This is a genomic window from Mucilaginibacter sp. (assembly GCF_036568825.1).
Taxonomy (GTDB): domain Bacteria; phylum Bacteroidota; class Bacteroidia; order Sphingobacteriales; family Sphingobacteriaceae; genus Mucilaginibacter.
On the sequence record NZ_DATCRU010000079.1, the window covers coordinates 1 to 9,328 of the forward strand.

General features: G+C 41.9%; 7 protein-coding genes and 1 pseudogene. 5 read left to right on the forward strand and 3 right to left on the reverse strand.

The features are described from left to right. A pseudogene (locus tag VIM89_RS17705) lies at positions 1-123 on the forward strand (IS110-like element ISCaa14 family transposase); the annotation flags it as partial. A gap of 112 nt (positions 124-235) precedes the next feature. Here VIM89_RS17705 and VIM89_RS17710 read toward each other — a convergent pair. Together VIM89_RS17710 and VIM89_RS17715 are read right to left on the reverse strand one after the other, a co-directional pair. Beyond that, positions 236-1,897, reverse strand: coding sequence for a M1 family metallopeptidase (locus tag VIM89_RS17710; RefSeq protein ID WP_488157512.1), 1,662 nt, complete (start codon positions 1,895-1,897; stop codon positions 236-238). A 62-nt stretch (positions 1,898-1,959) separates the two neighbouring features. Continuing rightward, positions 1,960-3,615: a M1 family metallopeptidase gene (locus tag VIM89_RS17715; RefSeq protein WP_488157513.1), complete on the reverse strand. Its 1,656-nt coding sequence runs from the start codon at positions 3,613-3,615 to the stop codon at positions 1,960-1,962. Between the two features lie 253 nt (positions 3,616-3,868). On the opposite strand from VIM89_RS17715, the gene lpdA reads away from it, so the two are divergent. The 4 genes from lpdA (at position 3,869) to VIM89_RS17735 (ending at position 7,694) form a co-directional block, all read left to right on the forward strand. Continuing rightward, positions 3,869-5,272, forward strand: coding sequence for a dihydrolipoyl dehydrogenase (lpdA, locus tag VIM89_RS17720; RefSeq protein WP_488157514.1), 1,404 nt, complete (start codon positions 3,869-3,871; stop codon positions 5,270-5,272). Between the two features lie 128 nt (positions 5,273-5,400). After that, the gene (locus tag VIM89_RS17725) at positions 5,401-5,802 is read left to right on the forward strand and encodes a DUF2251 domain-containing protein (protein WP_488157515.1); all 402 of its coding nucleotides are present in this window, start codon (positions 5,401-5,403) and stop codon (positions 5,800-5,802) included. A gap of 77 nt (positions 5,803-5,879) precedes the next feature. Further along, the gene (gene murB, locus VIM89_RS17730; RefSeq protein WP_488157518.1) at positions 5,880-6,914 is read left to right on the forward strand and encodes a UDP-N-acetylmuramate dehydrogenase; all 1,035 of its coding nucleotides are present in this window, start codon (positions 5,880-5,882) and stop codon (positions 6,912-6,914) included. Between the two features lie 243 nt (positions 6,915-7,157). Beyond that, complete coding sequence (locus tag VIM89_RS17735; RefSeq protein ID WP_488157516.1) at positions 7,158-7,694, forward strand: RNA polymerase sigma factor; 537 nt, start codon at positions 7,158-7,160, stop codon at positions 7,692-7,694. Between the two features lie 103 nt (positions 7,695-7,797). Here the strand turns inward: VIM89_RS17735 and VIM89_RS17740 are convergent, their stop codons facing one another. Next, positions 7,798-9,318 carry a phytoene desaturase family protein gene (locus VIM89_RS17740; RefSeq protein WP_488157517.1) on the reverse strand — a complete coding sequence of 507 codons (1,521 nt, stop codon included), beginning with the start codon at positions 9,316-9,318 and terminating at the stop codon, positions 7,798-7,800. Positions 9,319-9,328: the final 10 nt, after the last annotated feature.

A 9,328-nucleotide genomic window follows, 5' to 3' on the forward strand; every position in this document is an offset into this window, starting at 1 on the left:
AAAGGGAAAGCTAAGAAGCTGGCTTTAATTGCAGTAGCTAACAAGCTACTGAAACAAGCATTTGCTATTGCTAAAGCACAATCAAAATATCAACAAGATTATTCAAAAAATATTTGCTTTTAAACACAGTTCATTCTGAGCGAGAGCGAAGAATCCATTACACGCATACTTTTAGTACCTAACAGCTTCACGGAATAGATGCTTCACTCTGTTCAGCATGACAATTTTTTTTCTATTAGTCAACCAATACTCCGATGTAATAGTTGAATGTGTCCACTTCAATATTATCCTTAGTAGCACCCTCAATAGTTACCGGGGTAAAGCGCATAGTTGGTTTGATGTATTGATATTCACCGCTTTTTACTTTGACCCTTACCGGCATGTTAAAGCCTTTTGCATCAGCCTGCCAGCGGACAGCTAGCTTACCTTCACGATTGGTCATGAACTCTAGTATTGGCAGGTTTCTATAGCGTAAATACTGATCGAAAACAGGTGATAAGTTGATCCCTGATTGTTCATTGATGTAATTGACAATATCATCATAAGTAACTGTTTGATGATAGAATGTTTTATTAAGCCCGCGAAGAATGGAACGCCATTTTTCATCATCATTAATGATGGTGCGAACCATATTCAGCAGGTTACCGCCTTTATAGTACATATCGCCCGAACCTTCCTTGTTCACATTATATGGGCCAACGATAGGGCGGTCATTCGCGATCAGGTAACGGGTGCCGTGTACATATTCCTGCCCAGCTTGTTTGCCCCATTTGGTTTCGATAAATAATGACTCAGAGTAATTGGTAAAACTCTCGTGGATCCACATGTCGCCCAGATCTTTTGAGGTGATGTTATTGCCGAACCACTCATGGCCGCTTTCATGCACTACAATAAAGTCCCATTTTAATCCCCATCCGGTGCCCGAAAGATCGCGTCCTAAATAGCCATTGTGGTAATGATTGCCATAAGCCGTTCCGCTTTGGTGCTCCATGCCGAGGTGGTGAGTTTCTATCAGCTTGTAACCATCCTCATAAAAAGGGTATGGCCCGAACCAATGTTCAAATGCTTTTAGCATGGGTTTGGTATTTTCGCCCCACTGTTTTTTAGCTTTATCGAGATTATAACTTAACGGCCAAAAATCAAGTGTTAGTTTGCCTTTTTCGCCGTCATAAATATCGCTGTAATGCGCATAATCGCCGATATTGGCCTCAATGTCATAGTTGTTGATCGGGTTCGCCACAAACCAATCGAAGCGGGTATAACCGTCTTTCAGTTTAGTCACTTTACGTAGGCGACCGTTGGAAACATCCTTCAAGCCAGTTGGCACGCTGATACTGATCAGGGCGCTATCTACCTCATCGTACTGATGATCTTTATTCGGCCACCACACGCTGGCGCCCATACCCTGGCAAGCAGTCGATACCCACGGATGACCTAATGAATCTACATTATATTCAACGCCGCCATCCCACGGGGCTCGTTTGGCAATGGTTGGGTTACCTGAATAATAAACCGTGAATTCTTCCTTGCTGCCTTTAATAATAGTTTGCGGGAAGGTTACAAACACCGCATTATACTCGCGGGTGTATGGCAATTCCTTTCCTTTATAAACTACTTTCTCCACTTTCAGGTTAGCAAACAGGTCGAACTGCAGTTTGGCGAAATCCTGCGTAGCAGTAAACTTAAATAGCACATTACCGCTGATGAACTTGTTCGGGATATCAAACTTCACGTTCAGATGGTAGTAGTTGATATCATAGCAAGTACGCAAAGGGGTAAGGTAGCCCCTAAGCGAATCAGCACGGGTAAATGTTTCTTTATTAGTCCCCAACTGCGCGAATGAATTTAGCGCGATTAGCGACGCTGCGATGGTGAAGAGAATTGATTTCTTTATCATGGTTTAAAAGTTCAGTTAAAATGAAAGCCCTCTCCATTTGGAAAGGGGTTGGGGTGAGGCTTCTACAACCCCGAAGTCTTTATATAATAATTCAAAGTATCGATCTGCAAATTAGCTTTGGTTGCTCCCGGAATATTGACCGGACCCAAAGTGGTGGTTGGTTTTATGAATTTATATTCCCCATCTTTAATTCGCACTTTTACAGGCATATCAAAGTTTTTAGCATCGGCTATCCATTTGCAATAGGGTTTGCCATCTTTCCAGGTAAACTGCAGGATTGGTAAGCCTTTATAATGCAGGTATTGATTAAACACCGGCGATAAATTCATACCTGATTCCTTATTTATATAATCAATAATATCATCGTAAGTAACGGTCTGGTGATAAAAGGTCTTGTTCAGCCCACGAAGGATGCCGCGCCATTTTTCATCATCATTAATTATGGTCCTGATTGTATTGAGCAATACTGAGCCTTTGGAATACATATCTTCTGAGCCTTCCTTGTTCACGCCATATACGCCTACTATTGGATTGCTATTTTCAATGCCCATTCGTGCACCATGGATATACTCTTCTCCGGCTTTCTTTCCATATTGATAATCAACAAAAAGCCCTTCTGAATAACAGGTGAAGCTTTCGTGGATCCACATATCAGCCAGGTCTTTTGCAGTAATGTTGTTGCCAAACCACTCGTGCCCGCTTTCATGGACAACGATGTAGTCCCATTTCAATCCCCAGCCGGTACCGGAAAGATCATGTCCTAAGTAGCCATTCAGGAAATGATTACCATAGGCCACAGCGCTCTGATGTTCCATACCCAAATGTGGTGTTTCCACCAGTTTATACCCATCTTCATAGAATGGATATGGCCCAAACCAATATTCAAATGCTTTAAGCATCGGTTTTACGTTGGCTGCAAATTGCTTTTTTGCTTTCTCAAGATCTGATGGCAGTACCCAGTAGTCCAGGTCAAGCTTGCCTTTTTCGCCGTCGTAGGTATCAGTAAATTCAGTATAGTCCCCAATATTGGCAGCCACGTCATAATTGTTGATCGGGTTAGCCACAAACCAATCATAGCGGGTATAACCATCACCTAAATCAGTCACTTTACGCAGGCGACCGTTTGATACATCTTTTAATCCTTTGGGTACGCTGATGCTGATGAGCATACTGTCTACTTCGTCAGATAAATGATCTTTATTTGGCCACCAGATGCTCGCGCCCACACCTTCGCAGGCTGTAGCAACCCAGGGTTTGCCTGTAGGATCTTGTGTATATACTACGCCGCCATCCCAGGGAGCATTTTTGGCAATGGTTGGATTGCCTGAAAAATAGACGGTAAACTCATCCTTGCTGCCTTTTTTTATGTTTTCAGGGAAGGTCACAAATACTGCATTGAATTCGCGTTTGTATGGCAGTTCTTTGCCTTTGTATTCTACCTTTTCAATTTTCAGGTTATCGAACAGGTCGAACTGCAGTTTAGTAAAATCCTGCGTAGCAGTAAACTTAAACGCATTGCTGCCGCTGATGAATTTATTATTGATATCGAATTTCACATCCAAATGATAATAATTGATATCGTAGCAAGTGCGTAACGGTGTAAGCGTTCCGCGTAAAGAGTCGGCGTGGGTAAATTTATCCTTATCGACCAAAAGCTGTGCGTGCACATAATTGTGCGTGAAGCCAATGGCAAACAGGAAGGCAAATAGTCGTTTCATTCAGCGAACTTAATCGGGTGGTTTAAATTTAGCAACTATATCAGCAATAAGTTGATTTTAGCACATAAGTGTTACAATGCGGTGAGTGTGGGGTAAAATATGGGGAGCGCTCACAATCATAGCGATGGGTTTCAAACCCATCGCTATGATTGTGACAGAAGCTTTATAACCTGAAAGTCAACTAATCTCTAATTAACCAATCACTAATCTCTAAAATACTTACCTTTGCCGCACCACAAAAAATACATTTACTATGCAATATGATGTTATCGTTATCGGCTCGGGTCCTGGTGGCTATGTAGCTGCTATTCGCTGCGCCCAGCTGGGGTTAAAAACTGCTTGTATTGAAAAATATGCTACCTACGGCGGAACCTGCCTTAATGTGGGCTGTATCCCGTCAAAAGCTTTGTTAGATTCATCGGAGCATTATTATAATGCGTCTCATTCTTTCAAAACCCACGGTATCAACCTGGATAATCTTTCGGTAGATATGGAGCAGATGATGAAGCGTAAAGTAGAAGTGGTAAACAAGAATACCAGCGGTATCAGCTTCCTGTTTAAAAAGAACAAGATCGACGGTATACAAGGTATCGGCTCATTTAAGGACAAAAACACCATCATCATCAAAAAACCGGATGGCACCGAGCAGGAGATCACCGGTAAGAATATCATTATAGCAACAGGCTCAAAACCGTCTGCATTGCCTTTTATCAAAAACGATAAAAAAAGGATCATCACCTCAACCGAGGCTTTAACGCTGACTGAAGTTCCCAAACACCTGATCCTGATCGGTGGCGGTGTGATTGGTTTAGAACTGGGTTCAGTTTACAAACGCTTAGGCGCCAAAGTATCGGTGATCGAGTTTATGGATTCCATCATCCCGACAATGGACCGCGGCTTAGGCAAAGAGTTGCAACGCGTACTTTCAAAGCAGGGTATGGAATTTTATACCGGTCACAAAGTAACGGGCGCTACAGTAAAAGGAAAAGAAGTAACCGTAACGTTTGATGCACCAAACGGCGAGAAAAAAGAGCTAAAAGGCGATTACTGCCTGGTAGCTGTTGGCCGTATAGCTTATACGGATAATTTAGGTTTGGATAAGATCGGCCTGACGGTAGAAGAACGCGGTCGCAAGATCACCGTTGACGAGCATATGGAAACCAGCGTGAAAGGTGTTTACGCTATTGGCGACGTGATCCGTGGCGCAATGCTGGCACACAAAGCAGAGGATGAGGGTACTATGGTAGCCGAGATCATAGCCGGACAAAAACCACATATTGATTATAACCTGATCCCCGGTGTAGTTTATACCTGGCCTGAAGTTGCAGCGGTTGGTCAGACCGAAGAGCAACTGAAAGAAAGAGGCATAAAATATAAAACCGGGTCGTTCCCGTTCAGGGCAAACGGTCGTGCTGTAGCAAGCGGCGATTTGGATGGCTTTATAAAAGTTTTGGCTGATGCCACTACCGACGAAATATTAGGCGTACACATGATCGGCCCGCGTGCGGCGGATATGATTTCCGAAGCTGTTGTAGCGATGGAATACCGCGCGTCAGCAGAAGATGTTTCAAGGATGAGCCATGCGCACCCAACATTTACTGAAGCATTCAGGGAGGCTTGTTTGGCAGCTACAGAGAACAGGCCAATTCATATTTGATTTTAGATTTCGGATTTACGATTTTAGATTTTTAATAAGAGCGGTTTAATAGACCGCTTTTTTGTTAGTTTTAAAGAACTGAGTCTTTCTCGGTGGATATTTTATTTATTGCAGTTTAATTGATCAAAATGATTTTAGATATTGAAGAGTCTTTTATTGTTGGAGAGGATACATGGTTCAAAAGTGATTCTCCCAATGAATCATTTGGGGTCGTTTTTGAAGATGACCTTACCACAGGTTATTTTTACGCAGTAAATGGAGGGGATGACTCTAAAATTCTAGATGCCTTACATATTTATAACGTGGCGGATGTTGTTGACAAGGAAAATTCGTGCAAAATTCAAATTTTTTGGACTAATGATGGATTAATAGCGTCATTACTGATAAATGATTACTGCCATGCCATATTTGATTTCAATAATCGCGCAGGCTACTCTAGAAATGCTTTCCCGGAATGCAATAGTGATTGGGCACTAGTATCTGAAAGGGAGCTTACAGACAACTTGATTAATACTTTAATAATCGAATAGTATATAATTACGAAATCCCAATCCCAACTAAAATTCCGAAATTCGCCACCAAACAAATCCGAAATCGAACTTCCGAAATCCGAAATCAAACTATGCTGCAAATTCAGGAAAACGTATCCCTAAAAAACTTTAACACTTTTGGTATTGATGTTTCGGCGAGATATTTTGTCGAGATAGGACATGAAGATGAACTGGTAGAGTTGTTTATGGATCCGCAATGGTTGCAGATGGAACGGTTGGTATTGGGCGGCGGCAGCAATATGTTAATGGTAAATGATTTTGACGGACTTGTTATCCGCATCAATATCCGAGGCATCGAACACCGTATTAATCATAATGAAGTTTTTGTTGAGGCCGGTGCCGGTGAAGTTTGGAATGACCTGGTTAACTTTTGCGTAGCCCGGGAATATGCCGGTGTCGAGAACCTGAGTTTAATACCCGGATCTGTCGGTGCATCACCTATACAAAATATCGGTGCCTATGGCGTTGAGTTAAAGGATGTATTCTATAGTTGCCAGGCATTTGAAATCGCTTCAGGTACATTTCGGAAATTCACGAATGAAGATTGCCGCTTTGGTTATCGCGATAGCATATTCAAAAATGAATTGAAAGAGAAGTTCATCATTATTTCGGTAAAATTCAAATTATCATTAGTCCCTAACCTTAATCTGAAATACGGAGCGATTGAGCAGGAGTTGGCTAACCGCGGTATAACAAATCCTACTATTAAGGATGTATCACAGGTAGTATCGCATATACGTGTATCCAAATTACCTGATCCTTCAACTATCGGTAACGCCGGTAGTTTCTTTAAGAACCCGGTGATCTCAAAAGATATATTCGATCAGGTCTATTCCAAATTTCCTGAAGTAGTGAACTATCCGGCAAGCAACGGACAAGTAAAATTAGCCGCCGGCTGGCTGATCGAGCAGTGCGGATGGAAGGGAAAAGTAGTCGGCCACACAGGAACATGGAAGAACCAGGCGCTTGTTTTAGTGAATCACGGAGGTGCTACAGGTGAAGAAGTGTACAGTTTTTCGTCGCAAATCATAGACAGTGTGTACAGTAAATTTGGCGTTTTGCTTGAACGCGAAGTGAATATTATTAATTAAATTTTATTCTAATTAAGAAAATTATTATAATCCCACACCACGCTTCAATCCGCTGTTCCTGTTCTCAAAAAGCGATATAATTACAATTAAATGACTGTTTTTCAGTCGGTTTATTTTCCTGTTGTTTCCATCGATTTAGCTTAACTCATATATAAAATCCGGTGTGTGCAACTCTATGCAACCTTGCTCTTTTTTCAAAGCGGTATCATGTTTGTCTAATACTCAATACAAAACTTTAACAGAATGACAACAATCGAGTTTAACACCATGGTACTGCGTCAGGCAACTTCGCTAAGGTCATATGCCCTTCACTTCACCCGCGACGCAGATGATGCTAACGACCTTGTTCAGGATACAATGTTGAAAGCCATAACTTATTACAATAAGTTTAAAGAAGGGACCAACTTGAAAGGATGGCTATATACCATCATGAAAAACACTTTCATAAATAACTACCGCCGTTTTGTTAAAATGAGCACGTTTGTAACCAAGTCTGAAGAGATATCTTCTGCCAACTTGGTTTTCAGCTCAACAAAAAATAACGGTGAATCAAAATTCGTGATGGACGACATCAAAAAAGCTTTAGACAGGCTGCCTGAAGACTACTATGTACCGTTCACCATGTATTTTGAAGGACATAAATATCACGAAATAGCCGATCACCTGGATATCCCGATCGGTACCGTAAAAACCCGAATTCACGTTGCACGCAAGCTTTTGAAAAAGAACCTGAAAGCTTATGACAATGGCATCAAAAAACCTGTTTACGCCGAAGACTAGCCCGTATTTGACAACTCCATATATATTATCAAATAACCTGCTACGGCAGGTTATTTGATTTTAGGCGGCCTCACCCCGGCCCTCTCCAATGGAGAGGGAGAAACTACATTAAATTTGAAGTCCTCTCCTTTGGAGAGGATTTAGGTGAGGCTAAATATTTCATTGCCTCTTTTGCCGCTACCTGCCCCGAAATAATCGCTGGCGGAACTCCCGGCCCAGGCACGGTTAACTGCCCTGTATAAAGTAGATTCCTGATTTTTTTTGCCCTCATAGCAGGTTTCAAAAAGGCGGTTTGTTTTAAAGTATTCGCCAGCCCATAGGCGTTACCTTTAAAGGAATGATAATCAGCTTTGAAATCCTTTAAGGCATAACTTCTGCTTAGGATGATATTTTCACTGATCTTTTCCCCTGTGACTTTTTCAAAGCGCGAGATCATCAGATCAAGATATTGCTGGCGAATAGTTTCGTTATCCTCAATACCAGGCGCTACCGGCATTAGGAAAAATAAATTCTCACAATTTTCAGGCGCGACAGCCGGATCAGTTTTAGAAGAACAGCACACATAGAATAGCGGCTTTTGCGGCCATTTTGGTTCAGTATAAATGTTTTGGGCGTGCTGCTCAAAATCTTCATCAAAAAATAAATTATGATGCCGTATGCTGGGCAACCTTTTATTGACGCCAATATACCAGATGAGACAGGAAGGGGATAGGGTACGGCTATCCCAATACTTTTTTGTGTAGTTTCGATAGGGTTCATCAATCGAATGCTGATCGACATACTCGTAATCTGCTCCGGCTATTACCATATCCGCCGGGTAATCGACTTTGTTGGTACTGACTGATCGCACATAACCATTTTCAATATTGATCTTGTTTACTTCTGTATTTAGTTCGATTTTCGCGCCTTGCTCCTGAGCAAGGCTTACCATCGCTTTTACAATTTCGTGCATGCCGCCCATCGGGTACCAGGTGCCTAAAACCAGGTCGGCATAGTTCATCATGCTGTATAAGGCAGGCGTATTCTGGGGAGTTGCTCCTAGAAACAGTACAGGGAACTCCAATAATTGAATCAACTTAGGATTTCTGAAATACCCTCGGACATGTTTGCTCATACTAGTAAGCAATTGTAGGCTAAAACTTTTTTTGATCAGATCAAAGTCGAAGTACTCAGTTATGGAATGCGATGGTTTAAAAACATACTCACCCATCCCGGTTCTATATTTGGTTTCAGCCTGGGCTAAAAATGATCTTAGTTTTTTTGCACTTCCCGGTTCAATGCTTTCAAATAAGGCTTCAATCTCATTCATTTTTGCCGGGATATCAATCAAATCATTATGATCAAAATAAATCCGATAGCCGGGATCAAGTCTTTTTAGGTCATAAAAATCAGAGGCCTTTTTGTCAAACAGGGCGAAATAATTCTCGAAGATATCAGGCATCCAATACCAGCTTGGCCCCATATCAAAGCGGAAGCCGTCTTTCTCCCAAATACGGGCCCTGCCGCCGGGCTGATCGTTCTTTTCGAGGAGAGTAATGTTATAACCTTCTTTGGCCATCAAAGCCGAAGCTGCCAGGCCCGAAAAGCCTGCGCCGATAACTACTACCCGTTTGTTTTTGCTCATATATTAACTC

What these genes read in the sequence shown, in the direction of transcription:
- VIM89_RS17735 (WP_488157516.1), top strand. Translation starts at nt 7,158, where the DNA reads ATGACAACAATCGAGTTTAACACCATGGTACTGCGTCAGGCAACTTCG.
- VIM89_RS17715 (WP_488157513.1), bottom strand. Translation starts at nt 3,615, where the DNA reads ATGAAACGACTATTTGCCTTCCTGTTTGCCATTGGCTTCACGCACAAT.
- VIM89_RS17725 (WP_488157515.1), top strand. Translation starts at nt 5,401, where the DNA reads ATGATTTTAGATATTGAAGAGTCTTTTATTGTTGGAGAGGATACATGG.
- VIM89_RS17740 (WP_488157517.1), bottom strand. Translation starts at nt 9,318, where the DNA reads ATGAGCAAAAACAAACGGGTAGTAGTTATCGGCGCAGGCTTTTCGGGC.
- lpdA (WP_488157514.1), top strand. Translation starts at nt 3,869, where the DNA reads ATGCAATATGATGTTATCGTTATCGGCTCGGGTCCTGGTGGCTATGTA.
- VIM89_RS17710 (WP_488157512.1), bottom strand. Translation starts at nt 1,897, where the DNA reads ATGATAAAGAAATCAATTCTCTTCACCATCGCAGCGTCGCTAATCGCG.